Source organism: Blautia sp. DFI.9.10 (assembly GCF_024461705.1).
GTDB lineage: Bacteria > Bacillota > Clostridia > Lachnospirales > Lachnospiraceae > Blautia_A > Blautia_A fusiformis.
The window spans coordinates 39,910-65,729 of record NZ_JANGAA010000009.1; the positions used below are offsets into that span (position 1 = coordinate 39,910).

The following is a 25,820-nucleotide window of genomic DNA, read 5'->3' on the forward strand; positions in this document are numbered from 1 at the left end:
ATCAGGCCACCTCCTTTTTCTCTTTTTTGCCTTTAAATTTCTCTACCATGCGTGCTCTCCAGTCTCTCGCCGCCGGTGCCCAGTTAAAGAGCATCATGATGATCAGTACGATAGCATAGATCAGCATACGGTAGTTTGCGAATCCACGGAGAAGCTCAGGCAGTGCATAGAGGATAATGGTTGCAATGATAGATCCTCTGATATTTCCGATTCCTCCAAGTACTACATACACAAGTACCAGAATGGACATATTGTAATCGAATACAGAAACCTTAAGAAGAGAAAGGTTATGTGCATACAGCACACCTGCAACTCCTGCAAGGGCTGCAGAAATGGTAAATGCTAGCAGCTTATATCTGGTGATATTGATTCCTACAGACTCCGCTGCAATACGGTTGTCCCTGGTTGACATAATAGCACGTCCGCTTCTGGAGTTTACAAGGTTCTGTACAATAAACAATGTGAGAAGAAGCAGGATCACGCCGATCAGGAAAAAGTAATTCTTGATATCTTTATAAAGAGTTGCTGTTCCCGAAATACCAAGGGCACCCTTGAGGATCTGCTTTCCGCCGGCTTCCAGATGAAGACCGGCTGCACTTGTTGCAACGTGAAGTCCTTTGTCATCCACGCCAATGTAAAGTACATTGATCAGGTTCTTGATGATCTCACCAAAAGCCAGTGTAACAATAGCCAGGTAGTCACCGCGGAGACGAAGTACCGGAATACCGATGATCACACCGAACAGTGCTGCAACTGCCGCACCTACAAGGATTGCAAGGATAAAGCGAGGAACCTGCGGAATGGAGTCTGCAGCAACCTGTGAAAACAGGGCACTGGAAAAAGCTCCCACGCACATGAAGCCCGCATGTCCAAGGCTCAGCTCACCGGAAAAACCGACTACCAGGTTCAGGGAAACTGATGCAATGGTATAAACACAAAGGGGAACAAGAAGTCCCATAAGAAGTCTGGAAAGATTTCCAGTTGAGGAAAGTGCCTGTACGATCACAAAAAGCACAATGACAATTCCATAGTTGATCATGTTATTTTTTGTTGTTTTGTTTTTCATATTCTTCATATCGGCCACCTTACACTTTCTCCTGGATGTTCTTGCCGAACAGTCCGGTAGGTTTTACAAGAAGCACGACGATCAGGACTGCAAATACGATCGCATCTGCAACCTGGGAAGAAATATAAGCTTTTCCGAAGATCTCGATGATTCCCAGAAGGATGCCGCCGACCATAGCTCCCGGAATCGAACCGATTCCACCGAATACAGCAGCTACGAAAGCTTTGATACCAGGCATGGCTCCTGTGTACGGAGTCAGTGTCGGATAAGTCTGACAGAGCAGAAGACCTGCGATCGCTGCAAGTCCGGAACCGATGGCAAATGTGAGGGAAATTGTCGCATTGACGTTAACTCCCATCAGCTGTGCCGCATCTCTGTCCTCGGAAACCGCCTGCATGGCACGGCCAGGTTTTGTCTTTTTTACAAAGAGGGAAAGTCCCACCATGATGATGATACATGCAAGGATGGTTACGATGGTGATTCCCTTGATGGTAAGCTCACCGTCAAACAGTGTGATGGACGGAACTTTGATAACAGCTACGAAACTCTTGGCATCTGCGCCGAAGATCAGAAGTGCCAGGTTCTGAAGCAGATAACTGACACCGATAGCCGTGATAAGAACGGCCAGGTTTGAGGAAGCTTTTCTAAGTGGACTGTAAGCTACCTTCTCAATGACAACACCAAGCAGTGTACAGATCACAACGGAAAGGATCACAGCAAGGATCGGTGACATGCCGCCTCTTGTGATACAGGTAAGGATGATATAAGCTCCCACCATGATAACATCTCCGTGTGCGAAGTTCAGCATCTTGGCAATACCATAAACCATGGTATATCCAAGTGCGATGATCGCATAGATACTGCCAAGACTGATGCCGTCTTTTAAATAAGATATAAAACTCATAACGCACCTCTTTTAATTGTTTATTGATAAGGGAAAAAGGGGACGGTTCCCACTAAAGGTGACCGTCCCCTGACCCCTAACGTTAACAGAAATTACTTATTTCATCTCTACATAAGCACCGTCTTTGATCTCGAATGCTTTCGGCTCTTTATCACACTCGCCATCCTCGGTCCATTTTGCTTTTCCGGTAAGTCCGTCAAGCTCGATGTTTGCCATGGATGCGCTCATTGCTGCACTGATGTCTGCATTTTCCATATCTGGTGTAATCTTTGCATCGTCAGCTGCAAGCTGCATTGCGTAAAGTACATCATATGTATCTGCCGCAAACTGGTTCGGGATCTCACCGTTGTGAGCATCGCCGTATGCTTTTACGAAGTTCTGGCTCTTTTCATCTGTAGCTGTTGCGGAGAATGGTGTCAGAAGCATAACACCCTCTGCAAGGGATTTATCGAAGTTCTCTACATTGAGGATACCATCCATGCCATCTACACCAAAGAATTTAATGTCAAGTCCTGCCTCAGATGCCTGCTGAAGGATCAGCGCATTGTCGGAATAGTAGTTCGGAAGGAAAAGAAGCTCAGCGCCGCTCTTCTTGATCTTTGCAAGCTGTACAGAATAGTCTGTGTTGCTGTCTGTTGTGTAAGCCTCATCTGCAACTACTTCAAGTCCGTCATCAGCAGCTGCTGCAACGAATGCGTCATGTACACCGGAGTTGTAGTCAGCAGCGGAATCATAAAGTACTGCTACTTTCGTTGCAAGTTTGTGCTCGGAAATGTACTGAGCAGATTTGGTTCCCTGTGCCGGGTCTGTGAAGCACATACGGAACTCGTTTGTTCCTGCTGTGATACAGTCAAGTGCTGTTGCGGATGGTGTGAAGAGGAATGTATCCTCAGCTGCCTCAGCTCCTACTGCGATACAGGAACCGGATGTTACAGTTCCACAGAGCATCTGCATTCCTTTATCGATCAGGTCATTGTATGCGTTAACAGCCTTCTCCGGATCTCCCTGGTCATCACCTGCGTCAAGAATCTCTACTTTATATCCGTTGAATCCACCGTTCTCGTTGATCTCATCAGCTGCGATCTTGGCTGCGTTGTATACGTTAGTACCGTACTGTGCGTAATCACCTGTCATCGGTCCGATCACACCGATCTTAAATGTCTCATCCTCTGCCGCAAAAACGGATGCAGGCATCATCATAGCTGCTGTCATCGCTGCTGCTGATGCAACGCCGATTACTTTCTTCCAATTCTTCATAATAATCTCTCCTCCTGCGCTTTGTCGCGTTACTAATGTTTAATGGTAAAATTATAGCATCGCATATTTTTTATTTCAAGGGCAAATTTAGTTATCTGTTGTTTTTCGTCTGATTGCACAACGCGGACACTTGTCCGCTGTACAGCTTGTGTCGTTTTTCGGCAAATTGTCTGAATTTTTTTACAAAAAAATCCAGGGAAAAATTCCCTGGACTCCTTCGTCTCTTAATACTTTACTTATGCGATTGCTTTCTTAGCGATCTCAGCAAGAGCTGTGAAGCCTGCTGCATCGTTAACAGCCATCTCTGCAAGCATCTTTCTGTTGATGTCGATGTTTGCAACCTTAAGGCCGTGCATCATTTTGCTGTAAGAAAGTCCGTTCATTCTTGCTGCTGCGTTGATACGAGCGATCCAGAGCTGTCTGAACTGACGTTTCTTCTGTTTTCTTCCTGCATAGGAGCTTGTAAGAGCTCTCATTACAGACTGTTTTGCTACTCTATACTGTTTGGAACGGGCTCCTCTGTAGCCTTTTGCCAGTTTTAATGTACGGTTATGTCTTTTCTTTGCGTTTAATCCGCCTTTAATTCTTGCCATTTCTTAATTCTCCTCCTGTTCGTCTTCTCTATCTTATAAATATGGTAATACTTTCTTCATGCTCTTTACATTAGTAGAATCAACAACAGTAGATTTTCTCAGATTTCTCTTTCTCTTCTGAGATTTCTTTGTAAGGATATGGCTCTTGTAGGCTTTATTTCTTACTAATTTTCCTGTACCTGTTTTTTTAAAGCGCTTTGCTGCTGCTCTGCAAGTTTTAATTTTTGGCATTATGAATTCCTCCTTGATTTGGTACTTCTAAATTTTATATAGCATCCCGTTCTGCCCGGCTGTTGCCGTGAAGACTGAGATATCTACCGTTTCTCAGTCAGAAACATAGTCATGCTTCTGCCTTCTACCTTCGGAGCCTTCTCTACAGTCGCTATATCGGACAGAAGATCTGCGAAGTCATCAAGCACATGCCTACTGCTGGACATATGTGCCATCTCTCTTCCGCGGAAACGAAGTGTAACCTTAACTCTGTCGCCCTTGCTAAGGAACTTTCTTGCTGCATTTACCTTCGTCTTCAAATCATTCGTATCAATGTTCGGGGAAAGACGCACTTCTTTGACATCGATGGTTTTCTGCTTTTTTCTGGCCTCTTTTTCTTTTCTTGCAAGCTCGTAACGGTATTTACCGTAATCGATGATCTTGCATACCGGCGGTTTCGCCTGTGGGGCAATCTTTACAAGGTCAAGTCCTGCCTCCTGCGCTTTCGCCATCGCTTCTCTGGCGGACACGATTCCAAGCTGAGCTCCGTCCGGACCAATCAAGCGTACCTCTCTGTCTCTGATCTGTTCGTTAATCATTAAACCGCTAATTGTTGTACACCTCCATGAACATGATAGAATTATTTTTTTCTTTCTCATTAATGTAGCTTAAGCCGCACAAAAAAAGCGCAGACAGATGTCCACACTTCAAATAATTACACCTGCGCACTGATGGTTGGTCCGTTCGCAGTACTGTGCAATATTGACCTGAGTCGCTTATCTTCAGCGCTGAGGTGAGAGTGAACTCTGCTTTCTTTTCGCTACGTACTTTAAGAGGATACCATGGTGTCTGCTATTTGTCAACTGTTTTTTATATTATTATGTATTTATTTTTTGAGTATAAATTTTTCTTCTTCCGGACATACTATGCAACATCGGAATCTGTCAAGCCTTACCGCAGTGCTGACGATCAGACAGGATGCGCATTCCGGCAGGCTGACGGTTTCCGGTAAAATCATAATTATCAGGAGGACACTTTTATGACAAGTCTTAAATGCTCCGCACACAACTGCTGCTATAACAAAAATTCTCTCTGCTCCAGGGGATCCATCAGTGTCGAAGGTGCAGATGCTCGTTATGCGGACGACACCGCCTGTGAAAGCTTCCGTGACCAGGAAGAGTGCGCTGTAAAAAATTCCGCAGATCCCTGCTGTGGGTGCGAGACCATTAACATCGACTGCAAAGCACACAACTGCACCTACAATGAGCACTGCAAATGCACCGCAGCTTCCATCAATGTATCCGGTGACAATGCACATCGCTGCTGTGATACAAAATGTGATACTTTCAGCTGCGAATGCTGATATCCTGAACAGAAATCCTGTTTCCATACAGAGCAGACATTCCTGTTTCTTTTGATCAGAAAGTCAAAAAGATCCGGCAACGTTCCAGATGGAGTCTCTGCCGGATCTTATCCTGTTCATTTATTATCTGTTCTTAAGAAAATCCGGGATCTGGATGTCCTTTTTCTGAACAGTGCTTGTAGGAGCCTTTGTTCCAAACTGTGTGGAATTCATAGTCGGCAGGCTGAAGCTTGGCATGTTAAGGTTCATACCGCCTGGCTGTGACTGGCTTGTTTTTTTGGTGTTTCCGAATACAGAATTGGAAGCTCTGTTTCCAAATGGTGTGTTCTGAAGGTTATTGTCTGTAAGACCTGTAGCAATAACTGTAATTCTCGCATAATCTGCAACAGAATCATCATACATAGCACCAAAGATGATGTTTGCATCCTCACCTGTAAGCTCCTGTACATAGCTTGCAGCATCGTTGGCATCCATAAGAGAAATATCTCCGGAAATGTTGATGATCACATGAGTAGCGCCCTTGATGGTTGTCTCAAGAAGCGGAGAAGATACCGCCTGCTGTACAGCCTCCATAGCCTTGTCATCACCTCTTGCCTCACCGATACCGATATGAGCGATTCCCTTGTCTGTCATGACTGTCTGCACATCTGCAAAGTCAAGGTTGATCAGAGCCGGCAGATTGATCAGGTCTGTAATACCCTGTACTGCCTGCTGAAGAACCTCATCAGCCTTACGCAGTGCTTCCGGCATGGTTGTTCTTCTGTCAACGATCTCAAGTAATTTGTCATTGGGGATGACAATCAAAGTGTCAACTGCTTTCTTCAGATTTTCGATTCCCGCAAGTGCATTGTTCATACGGGTCTTTGCTTCAAAACGGAAAGGCTTGGTAACAACACCGACAGTCAGGATACCCATCTCTTTTGCCGCACCGGCGATCACAGGAGCAGCTCCGGTTCCGGTTCCGCCTCCCATACCACAGGTAACGAAAACCATGTCCGCTCCCTCGATGATCTTCTTAACTTCCTCAATGCTCTCCTCAGCTGCCTTCTGTCCAACCTCCGGCTGTGCACCGGCGCCGAGACCTTTCGTAATTTTCTCACCAATCTGAAGTACAGTCGGAGCTTTACACAGTGTCAGAGCCTGTTTATCGGTATTAACACCTACAAACTCAACTCCGCCAATGGCCTCTTCCACCATTCTGTTTACCGCATTATTACCTGCGCCGCCTACTCCAATTACAATAATTTTCGCAGAAGACTCAGCCTCATTCGTCATTATCTCTAACAATGTACTTCCTCCTTTATTTCTACCTGATATCCGATTCAGTGTAATAATCTATTCCAAGCTACATATACACATAGTTATATCATATATTTTTTTCGGTAATTAATCAACCATTAATTTTGTTTTTTTATACTTTTTTCACTAAATTTCGGCACTGTTTCTATTAACCGAAACATTTACAAAACAATCTCTGGCAAAATGTCCAAATACTGGCACTATATATTAAGAAAGCTTTTTTATCTTTACTCATAATCGGACTCATCACTGTAATCGCTGTACGAATTTTCATCATAATCCTCAGCTCCTTCTTCCTGATCACTGCTGTAATCAGCCTCTTCCTCGGTGCTGTCCGTACTGCTGTCTGAAGAGTCTTCTTCATTTTCTGTATCTTCGGTATCCGTACTCTGAGCATCTGGATCTTCGGAGTCTGTTCCGTCCCCGGAGCTTTCTGCCGAAGCCTGATAATCCTCCAGAGCGCCTACGTAATTGCCATCACGGTCATATTCACTGACTCCGTCATAGCCTCCGTCTTCCCGGTAACCGCCCTTCCAGTTTCCTTTTTCTGCCATGGTTTCTTCTGTGGGGGCTTCGCCTACATAGGTCATGTTGGCATCGTACTCACCACTGCCTGTGTAATCTCCCTCTTCATCATAGCCACCTACCCAGTTTTCCTGCGCATACTCCAGATCCGTCTGCGGTTTCGGTCCTACATAGTTGCCATTTTCGTCGTATTCGCCTTCTCCGGTGTAATTTCCTTCCTCATCATAGCCTCCGGTCCAGTTTTCTGCGGAAGTCTGGCTCTCATCCTGTTCCTGCTCCAGGGTAATGTTCTTGGAATTATCATTTACATTTTCTGCATGGAGAATTCCTTTTTTTTCGGAAATCATCGGAAGGATAGCCAGAACTCTGGTCATTTTGTCTTCCAGATATTCATCCTTTCCAAGTTTAACTGTGATATCCCCGTAAACAAGACTGATCTGTCCGTCGTCTTCAAATTCAATGTGATCCGGAACCTTATCATTTTTTGCAAAAATAGTAGAAAGAGCAACTGCCGTGTTCATCACCGTTTCATCCTTGATGGGGAGTTTCTCGTTCTGGATCACTTTTTTGACTTTGATCCCGTCAAAAAACGGAATTTTTTCGTTACGTTCCGTGGATCCTTCCACAAAAATACCGTTTCTGTCAAAATAAATATAACTGTCCAGATAAGGGATACAGCCAACGATATCCTTCTCCTTCACACTGACACAGATGGTGTGCCGGTTCAGCCTTGTTACGGTATAGCCTTCTATAAAGGGAACATCCTTTGTGTTCTGCTTAGTATAAAGAAGCGGTGCAAGAACAGAATTGGATGCCAGCGGCCCCCTAAGCACCATCTTCCTGATCTGTTTTTCAGAATAATGGTTGCTGCCCATCACCTGCACTTCATCTACCTGATAATACGTAAAAAAGAAAATAATTCCTGCCAGCAGCAGGACAAGAAGTCCGCCAACTGCTTTCAGTGGCTTTTTTTTTGATGTTTTCATAAAGTTCCTCTGTCCTTTATCAGCAGACCGCCCAGTGCGGTCAGATCCTCACAGATATGTTCATAGCCTCTTTCTATGAAACAACAGCCCCGGATCCTGGTAATCCCCTGCGCGGCAAGTGCTGCGATCACAAGTGCCGCACCTCCGCGAAGTTCCTCTGCTTCCACAGTACAACCGTTCAGGGGCTGCCCTCCGTATATCACGGCAACTCCATCCCGGATCTGGATCTGTGCTCCCATTTTACAGAGCCATGAAGCTGTTTTATATCTGTCTTCAAAAATCTTCTCGCGGATCCTGCTCACTCCCGGGATCGTGGCCAGTACCGCCATCGCAGGAGACTGCAGGTCTGTAGGAAATCCCGGATAAACTTCTGTTTCCAGAAGCTCCAGGGGAAAACCTGTATTTTTTCCGTTGACTATTAGTTTACCACCTACCCTGCGGCATTGTCCACCCATTTTCCGATATACGTCCAGGATTCCATCCATTTCCTCCAGAGGCGGATTTTCCAGGATGATCTCTCCTCTGGTTGCCGCCGCTGCCATGAGATAGGTTCCGGCGACAATACGGTCTGGTGGAATGCAGCCATCGCCAGCTTCAAGCTTCTCCACCCCTTCAATACAGATACAGCCATTTTCACGAATCCGGATCTTTGCACCCATTCCGGTAAGATAATGGCAAAGCCAATAAATTTCCGGTTCACAGGCGCAGCCGTTAAGGACTGTTTTCCCCTCTGCAAGGACCGCTGCCAGAATGCCCTGTTCTGTAGCGCCTACACTTCTTTTTTGAAAAAACATCTCTGCACCTCGGAGTTTTCCACAGGATGCCCGGATCGTCCCGCCGTTTTCCACCACAGCTGCACCAAGGCGGCTCAAAACCTGGATATGAAGATCCACCGGCCGCTTCCCGATCACACAGCCGCCGGGATATCCTGTCTGTGCCTTTTTGCTCCGCCCCAGCATTGCTCCCATTAAGATCACGGAAGAACGCATTTTTCCGGAATAATACTCCGGTATCATGGTGCCGTCCGCATGGCTGCAGTCCAGATAAAGATCTTGACCTTCCCACCAGGTTTCTGCCCCCAGATATTTCAGGATCTTTTCCATCAAATACACATCACTGATTCTCGGGCATCCCCGCAGTACACTGGTCCCGGTGCTTAAGAGTGCTGCTGCCATAACCGGAAGTGCCGCATTTTTTGACCCCTGGATCCGGACGCTTCCATGCAGCGGCCTGCCTCCGGTCACGATGATCTCATCGATCTCATTCAAGTATTCCACTCCTAAAAGGGCCTCTTACTTGTTATTCTATGTGATCCTTCCATGTCTGTGACTGCTGACACTTAAGGCCAGCCCCATTTCCCCCAGAAGAAAAACAACAGAAGTTCCGCCATAGCTTACAAAGGGCAGAGTGATCCCGGTGTTGGGAATCGTATTCGTTACTACTGCAACATTCAGGACTACCTGGATCGCCATATGTGCCATGATCCCGGCGCACAGCAGCGTTCCCTGCAGATCCCGGCAGTTTAATGCCAGAATACAAAGCCTCCAGATCAGAATACCAAACAGAAAAAGTGTCAGAAAGGCTCCCAGTATCCCCGTTTCCTCACACACAATAGAAAATATCATATCATTCTGGGCTTCCGGGACAAATCCCAGCTTCTGCAGACTGTTCCCGAACCCCTTGCCGAAGATCCCTCCGCTTCCGATCGCATACAGGCCCTGTATGGTCTGAAATCCTTTTTCATATTTTTCCGGATCCCGCCAGATTGCCAGGCGTTCCAGACGATAACTCTCCGCGGCAAGAAAAACCGCAATAAATCCTATCCCCGCACCTCCAAGCGCGAGAAACTGTAGATACCTGGGATTGGCCACAAAGATCAGCAGCACACCGATTCCCAGAATGATCACCGCTGTGCTTAAGTTATTGGAGCCCACCAGACCTGCTACCGGAAGCAAAGTCATCATAGTCCTGCAGATAAACCAGAATCCGGTTGTTTTGCTTTTTGTATTGCTGATCTGCCACACCAGAAACAATATCACTGCCACCTTGGAAAACTCCGACGGCTGAAAGGAAAGCGGCCCCAGGTTCAACCACCTTTTCGATCCATTGATCTCCTGTCCGAAAAGCAGGACTGCAGCAGACAGAAAAAGCGAAAAAATATAGGCAGCCGGCGCCAGCTTTACAGACAGCCGGTAATCTACCCGTGATGCCAGATACATAACAAGCAGCCCCAGTGCCGTGGCAAAGAGCTGCTTCTTAAAATAATAGGCAGAGTCGTGGAAACGTACTCTGCCATTATATTCACTTGCCGAAAAAAGCGCCCCGAGTCCCAATACCACCAGAATCAGAACCAGTACCCAGAGAACGGTATCTGTCTTTCCGGTCTGTTTCTGTCCTGCCTTCATGCATGGCCTCCACAGTGGTCTTTATTTCAGCTTATGTATGTATTTTTCAGATTATTACAGTGCTCTCACGTATTCCTTGAACATGTCACCGCGCTGCTCATAATTATCAAACTGTCCCCAGCTCGCACATGCCGGTGAAAGCAGAACTGCATCTCCGGGATTGGCTTTTTCCGCACAGACCCGGACAGCTTCCTTCAGATCCTCGCAGAGGATGATATCTGTAAATCCAAGACGTTCTGCTGCCGCTTTGATCTTCTCTTTCGTCTGACCGATGAGAACAAGATAACGGACTTTTCCGTCGAAGGATTCTATCCACTCATCATAGCTGGATTCCTTGTCATAGCCACCGCCGATCAGAAGAGTCGGACGGTTCATTGCCTGAATCCCCTTGATGGCCGCATCCGGATTGGTTCCCTTGGAATCGTTGTAATATGCAACACCGTTTTTCTCTGTCACATACTCGATCCTGTGTGGAACTGCCACAAACTCACAGACACTCTTGCGGATACTCTCCACAGAAACACCCGCATAATATGCCATGGCTGCTGCTGCCATTACATTCTCGTGATTATGACGTCCCAGGATCTTAAGCTCTCCGGTTTTTACGATCGGGATCTCTTCTTTTTCTGTTTTCAGAATGATCTGGTCTCCGTCCAGATAAATTCCCTGATCCAGTTTGCGAAGACTTGAGAAATATACCACCTTCGGAACGATATTTTCACCGAATTTACGAAGGACTTCATCCTCGTAATTCAGAACACATACATCTTCCGGTCCCTGATTTTTGGTGATCAGCTCTTTTACACGGATGTATTCCTCCATGGTATGATGACGGTTCAGATGGTCCTCTGTGATGTTGAGGATCGCACTTACCTTCGGGCGGAACTGGTCAATAGTCTCCAGCTGAAAGCTGCTGATCTCCGCAACAGTTACGGAATCCTCCCTCATCTCCAATGATTTGGATGTATATGCAGTTCCGATATTTCCTACAACAAATACAGATTCGCGGGCATCTCCCATGATCTTTCCGAGAAGTGCTGTTGTTGTTGTCTTACCGTTGGTTCCTGTGATCGCAAGAACCTCTCCCTTGCCTGTACGATAGGCAAGCTCCACCTCGCTCCATACCGGAAGGCCCTTTTCATAAAAGCTCTTTACCAGCGGCAGGTCTGTGGGAACTCCCGGACTTAGTACTACAAGATCAAGACTGTCCAGCGCTCTCTCCGGAAAATCTCCGGCCCAGATCTCCGGGGTGTATTTTCCGTTTGTTTTATGTAAAACTGCCTCTTTATCAAGATCTGCGTTTCCGTCATAGATCACCGGCTGTGCTCCTGCACTTCCAAGCAGATCAGCTGCTCCAATGCCGCTTTTTCCGGCTCCGAAAACGAGAACTTTTTTTCCTTTTAAATCCATTTTTCTGTTCCTCCTTATAATGCCAGGAGAGCGATCAGGCACATAATAGCAGTTACAACAGAGAACACTGCAACAACTCGTGTCTCGGACCACCCACAAAGCTCAAAATGATGGTGGATAGGCGCCATCTTGAAGATTCTTTTTCCGTGTGTTGCCTTGAAATAGGATACCTGGAGCATAACAGACAATACCTCCACAAGGTAGATCAGTCCGACCAGGATGATAAACAGCGGCATCTGCATGGCATAAGCCACACCAGCCACAAAGCCACCCAATGCCAGAGAACCGGTGTCTCCCATAAATACCCTGGCAGGATATACATTAAACAGAAGGAATCCCATCAGACTGCCCACAACTGCACAGGTAATCGGTTCCACACCACTGTTCATTCCAAGGGAAACCACCGTAAAGAATACTGCCACGATCAGGGTAACACTGGAAGCCAGTCCGTCAAGTCCATCCGTAAAATTGACTCCATTTACTGTACCGATCACCGCAAAGAACAGTACCGGAACCGCAAACCATCCCAGGTTCAGATAATGTCCGCTCCAGAACGGGATCTTCATAGTCAGGGATACGTTGGAATAATTTACAAGATAAAAAGCAAATACAGCTGTCACAACGATCTGCAGTGCCATTTTCTGCCATGGCAGAAGTCCGTCAGAACGCTTCAGAACTACCTTCAGATAATCATCCAGAAATCCGATCAGTCCAAATCCCAGTGTCAGGAAAAGTACCGGGATGATCATCGGATAATCTCTGATATAAAACAGTGATGTTACAGTTGTTGCAATGAGAAAGATCACCCCACCCATAGTAGGGGTACCGTTCTTTTTCAGGTGGGACTGCACACCCAGCTCTCTCTCTGTCTGTCCCATTTTAAGTCTTCTTAAAAAAGGGATAACAATCGGTCCTAATACAAGGCTGATCGCAAATGAGATCAGCACAGGGATCACAACATGAAACTCCATCCTCACACCTCTAATTCTTTCGTTTTTTTATACTTCTTCAACAGTATAAGGCTTTTATCCTCATTAATCAACCCCATCTGCCCGGTTTTCCCCGAATGGAGTTTCCGTAACTGTCCTCTCGATTCCAAGATAGGGAAGTACATTTTCAAAAATACTGCGTACCACCGGTGCGGCAATGATCCCACCATAATACATACCCTGGGGTGCATAGATAATACAAAGAGCCAGGACCTTCGGATCCTCTGCCGGGGCAAACCCCAGGAATGAAGAAATATATCTGCCGGAGCCTCTGGGCAGTGTCTGAGAGGTAGCTGTTTTTCCCCCAATGGAAAACCCCTGGATCCCGGCATTTTTTCCGGAGCCTTCTGAAACTACAGTTTCCAGGATCGTACGTACTGTCCGGGAAGTCTCACCGGACACGATCCCGCTTTCCACCGGATATTCCAGTGTCCGAACCTTTGTTCCGTCCGCACTTTCCACGCTGATCCCAAAATGAGGTGTGATCCGGTTTCCGCCATTGATGATCCCACTGACGGTTGTTGCAAGCTGGATCGGTGTGATCTGAAACGACTGGCCAAAGGATACCGTGGCAAGCTCCACCTCTCCCATATTTTTGGGGTTATGCATGATCGTTCCGGCCTCTCCCGGAAGATCTATTCCTGTTTTTTTCAAAAGTCCGAACTGTTTAAAATATTTGTAATAACGGTCTGCTCCAAGCCGCAGGCCCACCTCAATAAATACCGGGTTACAGGAGTTCTTGGCACCTTCTACAAAACTCTGCGCACCATGTCCTGTTCTCTTTGCACAGTGGATCCGCCGGTCCTCCACCACCTTATAGCCCGGACAGAAAAAGCGATCCTCTGTTGACACCACTCCTTCCTCCAGCCCTGCTGCCATAGTGATGATCTTAAAAGTCGAGCCAGGTTCATAGGTATCATTCAGGCAGGGGTTTCTCCACATCCGGTTCAGAAGATCCTGCTTCTTTTCTCCCTCTGCTGCTGTTTCTTCTGTATTCAGAGTAAACGGATCGTTCAGATCAAATTCAGGCACATTGACACAGGCATAGATTTCTCCGTTCTGAGGGTTCATAAGCAGTATGGAAACTCTCTCCGCCTGTTTTTCTTCCATGACTTTACCGGCTGCCTGCTGCACATATTCCTGGATATTAACATCCAGACTGGTACGCAGAGTATTTCCTGACACCGGTTCCTTCCTCCGTTCTCCGGTTCCGTCGATCTCCACACCACGTGCATCCGTAACTGTGAGGATCTTTCCGGGCTCTCCTTTCAGGATCTCATCGTATTTCACTTCAAGACCAATGATCCCCTGATTATCACCTCCGGTAAATCCCAGTACTTTTGAAGCGAGAGATCCATAAGGATAATATCTCCGATAATCCTCATCTACCTTCACTCCCTCAAGGTCATATTCCCGGATCCTGTCTCCAATGCTTTTTTCCACGTTTGTCTGTATTCTTTCAATAGAAGAAACTTTTTCAACTTTTTTCCGGATTTCCTCTTCTTTCACAGACAATGCTCCGGACAGTACACGGATCACTTTTTCAGGATCTTTGATCTGGCTGTGTATCACCGATACTGTGCAGACTGTCCGGTTATCTGCCAGAATATTTCCCCTGATGTCTAGGATCTTTCCCCTGGCTGCTTTTATGTCACGTTCCCTCTCATGAAGATCCTCCGCCTTTTTTGAATAATATTCTGCCCGGACGTTCATAAGATACCAGAGTCTTCCCACAAGTCCCAGAAGAAGCATTATGCAGATCAGAAAAACCATCCATATTTTTTTCCTGTGATAAACCATGGTCCGGATCATAAAAAAATCCCTCTCAGAGGTCGTCACTGTAATATATGACGTTCCCCTGAGAGGGTATTCTTTTTATCTATTCCAGACCGGCCTCCTCGTTGGTAAGACCTTCGCTCTGCATATCGTTATTATCTTCGGTATCACTGTCCTCCGACTCATCTTCCGGCGGACTTGGTACATTCTCATCGGAAATTGCCTCCTTCTGCCCGTCCGCGCCGGTTCCTGTTGCAGAATCGCTGATTCCCTTAAAAAGTTCCCACAGCTCTGTAGTCGGAACTTCTCCATCCTCTGCCTCATCCGGCTGTACATTCAGATACGGAAGTGCTTCGGAAAGGATCCCCTGTGCAATGTACTGTGCGTACGTACTACTTGCCTGATCATCTACCTTCGGCTCATCCACAACTACATAGATCACAAGCGCCGGATCATCTACCGGTGCAAATCCGATAAAAGATACCAGATACTTGCCATTGCCTCGCGGAAGCTTCTCGGCAGTACCGGTTTTACCACCGGAGCTGTAACCCTGCACCTTGGAGGTACGGCTGGTACCATGGTCTACGCTGGCAGCCATGTAGGAGCGGATATCTGCAGATATCTTCTCGGAAATCGTCTGCTTCATCAGTGTCGGAGAGATCGTTTTTACGATTCCGCCGCTGCTGTCCTTGATCTTCGTCACCAGATGAGGCTGATAGTAGTATCCTCCATTGATCACAGAACACATTGCATTGATCTCCTGTATCATGGTCAGTGTATAGCCCTGTCCGAAAGCAGAGCATGCAAGCTCCGTTTCTCCCATGGTATCGCTGGTATGGATCACACCGCTTCCCTCATTGGGAAGATCGATACCGGTTCTTGTTCCGAAATTGAAAACGCTCTGTGTCTTAAGAAAATTATCTTTTCCCATCTTTGCTGCGATCTGCATCATACCATCGTTACAGGAATTGGCAATGACATCGGAAAGAGCTTCTGCCCCGTGAGCATCCGGCCATACCGCACATTTGATAAAAGTAGTCGCACCTTCCGCTCCAAAAGACTGTCCGCCGTCACAGACAAAATTATCGCTCTCGGAAATCGCTCCCATTTCAAGTGCGGAGCCCATAACGATAGGCTTTACAACCGATCCAGGCTCGTAGGCATCTGTCACACAGAAATTACTCCACATCCCGTTTAGCGCTTCCACGGTTTCCTCATCGTTCATGGCAGCGATCTCACTCTGGGAATACACATTTGAAAGATCTCTCGGGTTATTCAGGTCATAACGGTCACCGCCGTCCATTGCCAGGATCTCTCCTGTTTTCGGATCCTCGATGATCACGCCTACATTTTTGGCTCCCATCTTTTCTTCAAAGGTATTTACGTATTTTTCCACGATCTGCTGAAGTCCCAGATCCAGCGAGGTCTCAATGCTTTTGCCATCCGTCGGTTCGATGATCGTCTGTTCTACGTCGGAATTGTTGTTGATGTATCCGTACTGTCTTCCATCCACGCCGGTAAGTGTCGCATTGTAATATCCTTCCAGTCCGGCATCCGCCACATCTCTGGAAAGTGTAAATCCAACGGTATCACAGGCAGTCTCATTAAACGGATAAGATCTGAGATAATCTTCCTCAAACCATACACCTGTGATCCTGGAACGTTCTTTCAGCTGCGTGGCAGTCAGTTCACTGTCGTCTCCCGGATCTTCGTATTTTTCGAAAGCTTTTTTGTCGTCCATGGAAATCTGTTTCTTTACGATCTGATACTGACTTTTTTTTGTACTGCTGTCGGTGAGAAGCTTCCGCATCTCATCTTCATCCAATCCCAGGACTTCCACAAGAGCCTTTATGGTAGGCTCCACGGAATCCTGATCCTTATTGACCTCCAGACAGTCAAGAACCACATTATAGACCTTGTTGCTGGTTGCCAGGATATTCCCGTTCCGGTCATAGATATCGCCTCTTTTTGCCGGAAGTGTCTGATTTTCATATTTCTGCTGAGCCTGACTCAGCACCTGCTTTCGATATTTGCTTCCGCTGGTGGCATTGATATAGGTAATTCTTGCCACCAAACCGACTAAAGCCAGCAACACTAAGGAAAATAGTACTGCCAGCTTTTTCTTCATACTGTAATTTATTTTTTTTACCGGCCTGCGCCTTCTTGTACTCAATCGATCACCTGCTTAAAAACTGTACTTCTGTTACTTGTGTGTGTCCACATCCTGATATTGTCTCACATAACTGTTTCCTTCCGTGGTATAGGTCTGTATCTGATCCTCCGAAGGATATTTCATTCCAAGCTCGCCGATAGCTTTTTTCTTGATCTCGCTGATATCCACTGCAGAAGTGACCTGACTGTAATATGCATCGTTATCTTCTTTCAGCTGTGCAAGCTCAGATTCCAGATTTGCAACATTTTTCATACTCGCCGTGATTTCGGATTTTACCTGAAGATAATTGATACAGGTAAAAAGTACCGCGATGGAAACTGCCGTAAGAAACAGAACGAACCCCTTGTTCATGGCCATTGCCTTTTCCCGGTTCCGCTGTGCCTGTCTGCTTACCACCTGTTTTGCCGGTGTCACAGGTACTGCGGATTTCTGTTTTCTTTTCTGAGCCAGCCGTCGCCTTTCCTGTATCTCGGGCAGATCAGTCCTCTGAGGAACTTCCTGCAGCCGTTTTACCGCATTTCCCTGAACATACATTTCTCTGCTGTTCCTGACGGTATTTCGATTTCTTCTGGCTGTAGTCCCTCTTCCTGTCTTCGCCATTTGCCTACCTTCCATCTCTCAACTACATTTTCCGTTCAAAAATACGAAGCTTCGCACTTTTGGATCTCGGATTCTCTTCCATTTCCTCTTTTCCCGGTAAGATCGGTTTCCTTGTGATCACCTTACCCTTGGATTTCTTTCCGCATACGCAGACCGGAAAATCCGGCGGGCAGGTACAGGGATTTTCATTTTTTCGGAAAATGGTCTTAACGATCCTGTCTTCCAGAGAATGGAATGTAATGATACAGATCCTTCCTCCGTCATCCAGGAGATCGATCATGCCGTCCAGGGAATCCCGGAGCACGTCAAGCTCCCGGTTGAGCTCAATACGTATTGCCTGGAAAGTCCTCTTGGCCGGATGTCCTCCTGTAGCCTGTATTTTCATGGGGATCGCACCCCGTATGATCTCTGTCAGTTCTCCGGTTGTCCGGATCGGTGCCTGCTCTCTGGCAGCCACAATGTGTTTCGCTATATTTTTGGCAAATTTATCTTCGCCGTAATCGCGGATAATCCGATACAGCTCCCGTTCCTCATAACCGTTGACTATATCACCGGCTGTACGGCTCTGTCTTCTGTCCATTCGCATGTCCAGAGGAGAATCGTACCGATAGGAAAAACCTCTCTCTTCATTATCCAGCTGATAAGATGACACTCCCAAATCCAGCAGGATCCCGTCCACCTTCTCAATGCCACGGGATCTCAGCTCATCTGCCATGTAACAATAATTGCTGCGAATGATTGTCACCTGATTAAAGGCTGACAGCCGTTCACTCGCAGCAATTATCGCATCCTGGTCTTGATCTATGCCAATAAATCTCCCCTTGGCAGAAAGTTTCTTACACACCTCTGTGGCGTGTCCCGCTCCTCCTAAAGTGCCATCCACATAGATTCCATCCGGCTTTACCCTTAAGCCGTCAATGGTCTCATTGAGTAATACAGATTTATGCTTAAATTCCATATCCGTCTCCTGTGGGATTTCTACCTGCGTTATGCTCAAATGACGATTCCTATGTTCTGCATGCTTTCCGCAATGCTGTCCATATCATCATAATTGCAGTTCTCGCTCCACTTCTCTTTGCTCCAAACCTCGATCCGGTTCAGATTACCCGTAAGCACCACATCCTTATCCAGACCAGCGAACTGGCGCAGCGTCTGCGGCACCAAGATTCTTCCCTGCTTATCCAGCTGACATGTTGTAGCTCCGGCTACAAAGAAACGTGAAAAGGTTCTTGCGTCTTTATTTGTAAGTGGTAATGCTCGGAGTTTCTCTTCAAAAGCAACCCATTCATCCATCGGATAAATAGAAAGGCAACCATCCAACCCTCTTGTCAGTACGAACTCTTCCCCTAAGAGTTCCCTGAACCTGGAAGGGATGATCAGACGCCCCTTCGCGTCGATCGTATGATTATACTCGCCCATGAACATGAAACCCACCTACTCTCGTGAAACACGATTCTCCCCTTCGTGCTTCCAGGGTGCAAATGGTGTGTTCTGCCACTCATCCCCATTCGCTACCACTATTCACCACTTTCTACCACTTATGTAATCATTCTAAACTATTTACCATGAAAAAACAAGTGCATATCCAAGTTTTTTTTCATTTCATGAAATATCCACAGGTTTTTTTTCAACCTGTTTATTTTCTGTGCATTATTATGAAATGAAAAAGCTTCCGGACAGTCGCCGGAAGCTTTTTTCTGACTTTATGTTCTGTTATTTTATGACATTTTAAAGACCTTTGAACGCAAAGGAAAATTTCATCTTTCCATTGGTATCCAGAAGGTATTCCGGATGGGTGCGGGCACCCCAGCTGTCATCTCCTCCAACACCCATCTGCGCCTTTGCGGCACGGACAACGGTATAATGGATTGCCGGAAGCTCATAGGGATGCATGGCATTTTCCATTTCATGAGGAGTATATGGAAGTGCAGAGAACATCATCGGGCCGTTTTCTTTATCCATCTCAAAGAGCATTCCTCTGCCCTTTCTGTCTGTGATCTTTGCCCAGCGTACTTCCTCCTTGTTTCCGCATTCCTGCGGCACAAGATAGCGTGCCATATTGTCTGTCACGAGATTCTCATAAATACCCAGCTTTGCGCCATGCTTCCGGTCTGCATAAGTCTCTGCCGGTCCCAGGCCGTACCACTGAACATGATCATAATCCGCATTGAATTTAAAGAGTACTCCGAACTCCGGCATATCACCCAGCTCTTTTACAGGATCATAGGTCAGCGTTGTCTTTACTCTTCCATCTCCGGTTACCTCATAGGCAAGACGGCATTCACTGGCAGGCGTAGTTGGCAGTATGTAGGTAAAAGCAACCTCCACGCTGTTTTCGTGAACCGTTGTCTCCGGAGCATTGGCTGGACCATACATGCCTTTTCGGTAATCCTTATGACTTGCGTACATACTGGCGATCTTCCACTGTGCATAGCGCATCTGCATCAGACTTCCGCAATCATTATCTGTAGGTGCTCTCCAGAAGTTGGGCTTCGGAATCGCTTCGATCATTTCTCTTCCTGCATATTTATACGAAACCAAACCACCATTGAGAACGGAGAACAGCACTTCGAAATTTTCCCCGCGGACACCGATGTTATGAAGGCTTCTCACAAGCTCCACGCCACACGCAGGAGCTTCCGGTGTTCCTTCCACCTGATAAACATACTGGCCGAAAGCAACCTCATGTCCTGCCTCTGCCCAAAGTGTTTTTTCTCTGAGAAGGAAGGCTACGGTTACCGTATATTCGCCCTGGCGCTGCTGTTTTCCAAATGGAAGTCTGTAGGTCTGTTGGCTTAAAGGCTCCACCGCTGTATCCAGTGTCTCTGTGCGGAGAACATGACCGTTCTTTGCAAGAGTTACTTCACATCGGAATGTGTCCGTATTTACAAAAAGATTTTTGTTGATGATCTTAACAGAATCCTCACTTACCTGCGCAGTGATATTCTGGTAGTTGAATTTTACCTCCTGCATCTTTGGTGAAGCATCTCTGTCTCCGCCGTATGCGATACCGTTTCCACTGAAATTATAATCTGTAGGACGTTCACCGAAGTCTCCGCCGTATGCCTGGAATTCTTTACCGTAACGGTCTTTTTTGTAAATAGACTGATCAATGTAATCCCAGATAAAGCCACCCTGATATTTCGGTTCTGTATCTGTAAGATCTGTATATTTATGCATTGCACCGCAGGAATTTCCCATTGCATGGGTATACTCACAGCAAATAAACGGCTTGCTGTCATCCTTTGCAAGGAACTCCCGGATCGCTTCTACGGAAGGATACATCTGGCTTTCCATGTCACTAGTGGCATTGTAGCTGCGGTCATGGAAAACCCCCTCATAATGTACCAGTCTTGTAGGATCATTCTTGTGGTAGAACTCAGACATCTCAAAGATATCTTTTCCACCAAAGGATTCATTTCCACAGGACCAGATCAGGATCGCCGGGTGGTTCTTGTCACGCTGATACATGGAATTTACACGGTCCAGCATCATGCCCAGCCATTCCGGTTTGTTGTGCGGAACGATATCCGTGTGATCTCCGGTAAATTCTGCTATATCCCAGGTTCCGTGAGATTCCAGATTGTTTTCTGCGATCATGTAAATACCATATTCATCACAGAGACGGTAGATCGGAGATGCATCCGGATAATGACAGGTACGGATCGCATTGATGTTGTTCTGTTTCATGGTCACGATGTCTTTGAGCAGTTCCTCCCGGGACACATGTCTTCCTGTGACAGAGCTGAACTCATGGCGGTTCACACCCTTGAATACGATACGTTTTCCGTTAAGGGTCATGATACCATCCTTCATTTCAAAACGGCGGAAACCGACTTTCTCCGGGATGATCTCCTGGAGCTTTCCGCTTTCATCACTGATCTCCAGCTCCAGATCATAGAGATTCGGCTCTTCTGCACTCCAGAGAAGGGGATCCTGAATCTCCCAGGTACAGGTATCCTCTCCGTTCAGAGATCTTTCCTCCTGCAAAAGGATCTCTCCCTTTCTGGAAAGTGTAAGCTTCATTTTTCCTTTTCCCCAGGTACTGGTCACGATCTCAAGCTCGGCTTTTTTGAGAGTTTCATCCGGAATGGCACGGATCCTGAGATCATATACATGGACATCCGGTACCGTAAACAGATAAACATCTCTGTAAATTCCGGAAAAACGGTAAAAATCCTGATCCTCGCACCAGCTGCTGGCTGTCCATTTAAACACCTGTGCCGCCAGCTTGTTCTCGCCGTCCTTCAGATATTCCGTAAGCTCGAATTCTGACGGAGTAAAAGAATCTTCACTGTATCCCACAAATTTTCCATTGAGCCACAGAGCCAGGCCGCTCTCTGCTCCCTGGAATGAAACAAATACTCTTTTTCCTTTCATGCTCTCCGGCACATGGAAATATCTCACATAGCTTGCCACCGGGTTAAAACGTTCCGGGATCTGTCCCGGATGAAGTTCTTCATGGCCTTCCCACGGATACTGGACATTGGCATACTGCGGTGCATCATATCCTTCCATCTGGATATGTGCCGGCACATAAATGTCCTCCCAGTCCTTACAGGAATATGCTTCTTCCTCAAAGCCTGGGATAGCAGATGCATAATTCCGTGCATAATGGAACTTCCAGAGACCATTCAGACTGTGACGGAAAGAAGTTTTCCCATCTTCTCTCTCTTCCTCACAGCGATAATATGTATGATCTGAGTGGGCATCCATTCTTCCGTCGCTGAAATACCGGGGATCTTTTAACAGAGAATGATCAAATTTTTTCATTTTTTCCTCCTGCCCGGCAGATTCTGTTTTTTCTGCCGGATCCTTCGTTTTTTATGCTATGATCATTATAGTATAATCCACCGGATTATGGTATAATATGTTTCGCCAAAATATATAACATTTAGAAACAGGTGAATATCATGTCGATCTATTTCAGAAACACTCCGGTCAGTGCTCCCTTCATGTTTGAATCTCTTGGGAACCACTGGAATCAGGTTAATATCTTCCGTCCGGACGGATATCCGTATTATCATTACCTCCAGACTGAAAAGGGTACCGGACGCATTGAAGTCCGTGGAAAATTTTATACTCTCGGAGCCAACGAGGGCATCCTCATCGCCCCCGGTGTCCCTCATTCCTATCACAGGGAGTCTACTTCCTGGACCACGATGTTTGCCACCTTCACAGGAACACTGGCAGGCAGCATTCCTTCCATGACAGACAACCAGGAAGTGATCCTTATCGAAAAGGAACAAGGAGCCAGTATCCGGAAAATGATTTCTTCTACCTTGCGTAAATATCATCAGCCCACACCGGATATGAAATCTCTTTCTTCCGACTGCTATAATTTTCTTATGAATTTTACAGACTGTGCAGCTTCTCCGAAGATACAGGATAATCCGCTCTACCAGAGATATGTGATCCCGGTAATAAAAGAAATCGAAACCGGTTATCAGCAGGATATCACTGCAGCGCAGCTGAGCCGGAGCGTTTTTGTCTCTCCGCAGTATCTTTCCCGTCTGTTCCGCCGTTTTATGGGCTGCTCGGTTTACGAGTACGTTACCATGTACCGCATCAGCCGCGCCCGGGAGCTTCTGCTTTCCAGACCGGATATGAAGATCCAGGATGTTGCCGGCGCTTCCGGATTTTCCGATGCCAGCCACTTTATCGCCATGTTCCGTAAAGTCACAGGCACAACTCCTCTGGATTTCCGAAAGATGTACTGATATATTCCTACTGCACAGCACAAAAACTGCCCTGCCGGAAACGTCGTAGAAGACGTTTTCCTGCAGGGCAGTTTTCTGCTGCTCTTATCAGCCAAATGCCGGTATCCTATCCTATATTCTGATCCATCAGACAAAAGCATCTGTATCCTATATCTGTTTGCTCTCAGTTTCCGTAATATAATTCCAGAATACGGTCAACTCTTTGGCTGGCCTCCAGATTCTTCAGAAGATCGCTCCTGCTCCTGATCTGGCTGTCCAGCTTCTTCCGTTCCTCCTGCAGCTGCTGCAAAAGTGACGCTTTCCGAAGAGCTTCCTCTTTCTTCTGTATCTCGTTCTGATCCATTTTTTTCTCCCTGTACAGTCTCTGTTTCCAGATTCTCTGCTACATTTTCCCGTTGCTGTTCCGCTTCTTTCTCTGCCTGCTGATCTTTCTCGATCCTTCTCATCCGTACTTTTGCCCGCTTTCTGGACATCACGCGTTTCACTGCAACTACCACGGTGCAAAGAACAAAAAGTATTACCGAGATCACCAGTGAAACATCCACGCCGGTTCCCGGAAACAGTATTTTATCTGTGCGGAACCACTGGATCACTGCTCTTCCAAGACCATAGCCTGCCAGATATCTCAGAAAGATCTCTCCCTGAAATACTTTTTTGCGAAGCAGCATCATAAGCATCAAAAGCACAAGCAGACACCAGAGACTTTCATAGAAAAACAAGGGCTGTACCAAAATCCAGGTACCACCGTCCACGGTTTGAAGCTTTTCACGCATAGCCGTGGTGACCTCTCCTGCCCGTACCGCAGTCAGCGGCAGCTGCATGGAAAAAATGTTGTCTGCATATTCCCCGAAAGATTCTCTGTTAAAAAAGCTTCCCCACTTTCCTATTATCTGCCCGATCAGAAGTCCCATGCAGGCAAGATCTGCCATCTGCCAGAAGGATTTCTTTCGGATCCTGCAGTAGACCGCACCACCCAGCACACCGCCCAGAAGTCCGCCATAAAACATAAGTCCTCCGGACCGTATATTCAGAAGCTGTCCCGGATCATTTTTATAAAAGCTCCAGGAAAAAGCCGCATAAAGCAGCCTTGCCCCTGCCACACCGGAAAGCAGCGTTATGATGGCCAGATCCAGATATGCATCCGGATCTTCATGATTTCTTCTGGCTTCCAGTACCACAAAAAAGATTCCCAGAAGCATTCCTATCGCGATCAGGACGCCATAGATCGTGATCTCAAAGCCAAAGATTTCAAAGGATCTCGGCACATGATCCAAAACCAGATTTAATCCGGGAAACCGAATTGACATATCCATAAAATCACCTGTTATAATTTTTCAGCTTACAGCCGGTATTTCACAGACGTTGGTGATCACACGTTAAATCTGAATAAGATCACATCTCCGTCCTGTACAACGTACTCTTTTCCTTCCATACGTACAAGGCCCTTCTCTCTGGCACCTGCATAGGAACCGCAATCCAGAAGATCCTGATAATTCACAACCTCTGCTTTGATAAATCCACGTTCAAAGTCTGTGTGGATCTTACCTGCTGCCTGCGGTGCCTTGGTTCCGATCTTGATAGTCCATGCTCTTGTCTCATCCTCTCCGGCTGTCAGGAAGCTCATAAGGCCAAGAAGGTGATAGCTTGCGCGCACCAGCTTCTCCAGGCCGGATTCTGTCAGTCCCAGATCCTCAAGGAACATCTTTCTCTCATCCTCATCCAGCTCGGAGATCTCCTCCTCGATCTGCGCACAGATCACAAATACCTCGCTGTTCTGTTTGGCAGCATATTCACGTACTGCCTGTACATACTGATTGTTCGCCCCATCATCTGCGATATCATCCTCTGCAACGTTAGCCGCATAGATCACCGGTTTTGCAGTAAGAAGATTATAGGTTGCAAGCCATGCATCCTCATCTTCGTTCTCTGTTTCCAGAGTAATGGCAAGCTGTCCCTCTTCCAGATGCGCCTTTACTTTTTCAAGAAATGTAAGCTCTTTGGCAGCTTCCTTATCCATACGTGCAGTCTTGGTAACCTTGGCAATTCTTCTCTCGAGGATCTCAAGATCAGAGAAAACAAGCTCCAGATTAATAGTCTCGATATCGCGGAGCGGATCAATGCTTCCATCTACATGAACAACATTGGAATCCTCAAAGCAGCGTACCACGTGAACGATAGCATCTACCTCACGGATATTTGCAAGGAACTGGTTTCCAAGTCCCTCTCCCTTAGATGCGCCTTTTACAAGACCTGCAATATCGACGAATTCGATCACTGCCGGTGTTACTTTTTTTGATTTATAAAAATCTCCGAGAAGATTCAGTCTCTCATCCGGAACGGTTACAACACCCACATTGGGGTCGATAGTACAGAACGGATAGTTTGCGGATTCTGCTCCGGCTTTTGTCAGTGAATTGAATAATGTACTTTTTCCTACGTTAGGAAGACCTACGATTCCTAATTTCATCTCTCTATATACGTCCTTTCGATATATTTATTTACAGTATTTTTCAGATACTCTTTAAACAGGCCTTTCCGTTTTTC

Annotated in this window: 22 protein-coding genes; 2 read left to right on the forward strand and 20 right to left on the reverse strand. The window is 46.5% G+C overall.

Going from position 1 to position 25,820, the window contains the following annotated elements; translation table 11 throughout:
- Position 1: 1 nt before the first annotated feature.
- The 6 genes from NE671_RS07355 to infC form a co-directional block, all read right to left on the reverse strand.
- Positions 2–1,075, reverse strand: a complete 1,074-nt coding sequence (locus NE671_RS07355; RefSeq protein ID WP_173722504.1) for a branched-chain amino acid ABC transporter permease — start codon at positions 1,073–1,075, stop codon at positions 2–4.
- A gap of 10 nt (positions 1,076–1,085) precedes the next feature.
- Complete coding sequence (locus NE671_RS07360) at positions 1,086–1,970, reverse strand: branched-chain amino acid ABC transporter permease (protein ID WP_015526088.1); 885 nt, start codon at positions 1,968–1,970, stop codon at positions 1,086–1,088.
- Between the two features lie 96 nt (positions 1,971–2,066).
- Complete coding sequence (locus NE671_RS07365; RefSeq protein WP_021651647.1) at positions 2,067–3,227, reverse strand: ABC transporter substrate-binding protein; 1,161 nt, start codon at positions 3,225–3,227, stop codon at positions 2,067–2,069.
- A 236-nt stretch (positions 3,228–3,463) separates the two neighbouring features.
- Positions 3,464–3,820, reverse strand: coding sequence for a 50S ribosomal protein L20 (gene rplT / locus NE671_RS07370; protein ID WP_015526090.1), 357 nt, complete (start codon positions 3,818–3,820; stop codon positions 3,464–3,466).
- A 33-nt stretch (positions 3,821–3,853) separates the two neighbouring features.
- Positions 3,854–4,051: a 50S ribosomal protein L35 gene (rpmI, locus tag NE671_RS07375; RefSeq protein WP_021651646.1), complete on the reverse strand. Its 198-nt coding sequence runs from the start codon at positions 4,049–4,051 to the stop codon at positions 3,854–3,856.
- 83 nt (positions 4,052–4,134) lie between these two features.
- A complete protein-coding gene (infC, locus tag NE671_RS07380) occupies positions 4,135–4,629 on the reverse strand; it encodes a translation initiation factor IF-3 (RefSeq protein ID WP_015526092.1) in 495 nt (164 codons plus the stop codon).
- 440 nt (positions 4,630–5,069) lie between these two features.
- Between infC and NE671_RS07385 the strand changes: the two genes are divergently transcribed.
- Complete coding sequence (locus tag NE671_RS07385) at positions 5,070–5,393, forward strand: DUF1540 domain-containing protein (RefSeq protein WP_015526093.1); 324 nt, start codon at positions 5,070–5,072, stop codon at positions 5,391–5,393.
- 123 nt (positions 5,394–5,516) lie between these two features.
- On the opposite strand, the gene ftsZ is transcribed toward NE671_RS07385, so the two are convergent.
- From ftsZ to NE671_RS07445, 12 genes are all read right to left on the reverse strand, one after another.
- A complete protein-coding gene (gene ftsZ / locus NE671_RS07390; RefSeq protein WP_015526094.1) occupies positions 5,517–6,668 on the reverse strand; it encodes a cell division protein FtsZ in 1,152 nt (383 codons plus the stop codon).
- Positions 6,669–6,919: 251 nt separating this feature from the next.
- Positions 6,920–8,203: a cell division protein FtsQ/DivIB gene (locus NE671_RS07395; protein ID WP_059086746.1), complete on the reverse strand. Its 1,284-nt coding sequence runs from the start codon at positions 8,201–8,203 to the stop codon at positions 6,920–6,922.
- The gene (murA, locus tag NE671_RS07400; protein ID WP_256163826.1) at positions 8,200–9,480 is read right to left on the reverse strand and encodes a UDP-N-acetylglucosamine 1-carboxyvinyltransferase; all 1,281 of its coding nucleotides are present in this window, start codon (positions 9,478–9,480) and stop codon (positions 8,200–8,202) included. The genes NE671_RS07395 and murA overlap by 4 nt, the downstream gene beginning before the upstream one ends.
- 27 nt (positions 9,481–9,507) lie before the next feature.
- On the reverse strand, positions 9,508–10,608 hold the full coding sequence (locus NE671_RS07405) for an FtsW/RodA/SpoVE family cell cycle protein (protein ID WP_015526098.1): 1,101 nt from the start codon (positions 10,606–10,608) through the stop codon (positions 9,508–9,510).
- Positions 10,609–10,662: 54 nt separating this feature from the next.
- Positions 10,663–12,018, reverse strand: a complete 1,356-nt coding sequence (gene murD, locus NE671_RS07410; RefSeq protein WP_059086745.1) for a UDP-N-acetylmuramoyl-L-alanine--D-glutamate ligase — start codon at positions 12,016–12,018, stop codon at positions 10,663–10,665.
- 14 nt (positions 12,019–12,032) lie between these two features.
- Entirely contained in the window at positions 12,033–12,989 is a 957-nt protein-coding gene (mraY, locus tag NE671_RS07415) for a phospho-N-acetylmuramoyl-pentapeptide-transferase (protein ID WP_173740619.1), read from the reverse strand.
- 63 nt (positions 12,990–13,052) lie between these two features.
- Positions 13,053–14,819, reverse strand: a complete 1,767-nt coding sequence (locus NE671_RS07420) for a peptidoglycan D,D-transpeptidase FtsI family protein (RefSeq protein WP_173740618.1) — start codon at positions 14,817–14,819, stop codon at positions 13,053–13,055.
- Positions 14,820–14,886: 67 nt separating this feature from the next.
- Positions 14,887–16,956 carry a peptidoglycan D,D-transpeptidase FtsI family protein gene (locus tag NE671_RS07425; RefSeq protein WP_244095972.1) on the reverse strand — a complete coding sequence of 690 codons (2,070 nt, stop codon included), beginning with the start codon at positions 16,954–16,956 and terminating at the stop codon, positions 14,887–14,889.
- Between the two features lie 30 nt (positions 16,957–16,986).
- Positions 16,987–17,556, reverse strand: coding sequence for a hypothetical protein (locus tag NE671_RS07430; RefSeq protein ID WP_015526105.1), 570 nt, complete (start codon positions 17,554–17,556; stop codon positions 16,987–16,989).
- A gap of 22 nt (positions 17,557–17,578) precedes the next feature.
- Entirely contained in the window at positions 17,579–18,514 is a 936-nt protein-coding gene (gene rsmH / locus NE671_RS07435; protein WP_015526106.1) for a 16S rRNA (cytosine(1402)-N(4))-methyltransferase RsmH, read from the reverse strand.
- A 35-nt stretch (positions 18,515–18,549) separates the two neighbouring features.
- On the reverse strand, positions 18,550–18,981 hold the full coding sequence (gene mraZ / locus NE671_RS07440) for a division/cell wall cluster transcriptional repressor MraZ (RefSeq protein WP_021651636.1): 432 nt from the start codon (positions 18,979–18,981) through the stop codon (positions 18,550–18,552).
- Between the two features lie 303 nt (positions 18,982–19,284).
- Complete coding sequence (locus tag NE671_RS07445) at positions 19,285–22,329, reverse strand: glycoside hydrolase family 2 TIM barrel-domain containing protein (RefSeq protein WP_092071237.1); 3,045 nt, start codon at positions 22,327–22,329, stop codon at positions 19,285–19,287.
- A gap of 140 nt (positions 22,330–22,469) precedes the next feature.
- On the opposite strand from NE671_RS07445, the gene NE671_RS07450 reads away from it, so the two are divergent.
- On the forward strand, positions 22,470–23,276 hold the full coding sequence (locus NE671_RS07450; protein ID WP_015526109.1) for a helix-turn-helix domain-containing protein: 807 nt from the start codon (positions 22,470–22,472) through the stop codon (positions 23,274–23,276).
- 194 nt (positions 23,277–23,470) lie between these two features.
- Here NE671_RS07450 and lgt read toward each other — a convergent pair whose 3' ends face one another.
- A complete protein-coding gene (gene lgt / locus NE671_RS07455; protein ID WP_195274321.1) occupies positions 23,471–24,589 on the reverse strand; it encodes a prolipoprotein diacylglyceryl transferase in 1,119 nt (372 codons plus the stop codon).
- Positions 24,590–24,645: 56 nt separating this feature from the next.
- Entirely contained in the window at positions 24,646–25,743 is a 1,098-nt protein-coding gene (ychF, locus tag NE671_RS07460; RefSeq protein WP_022426886.1) for a redox-regulated ATPase YchF, read from the reverse strand.
- Positions 25,744–25,820 lie beyond the last annotated feature (77 nt).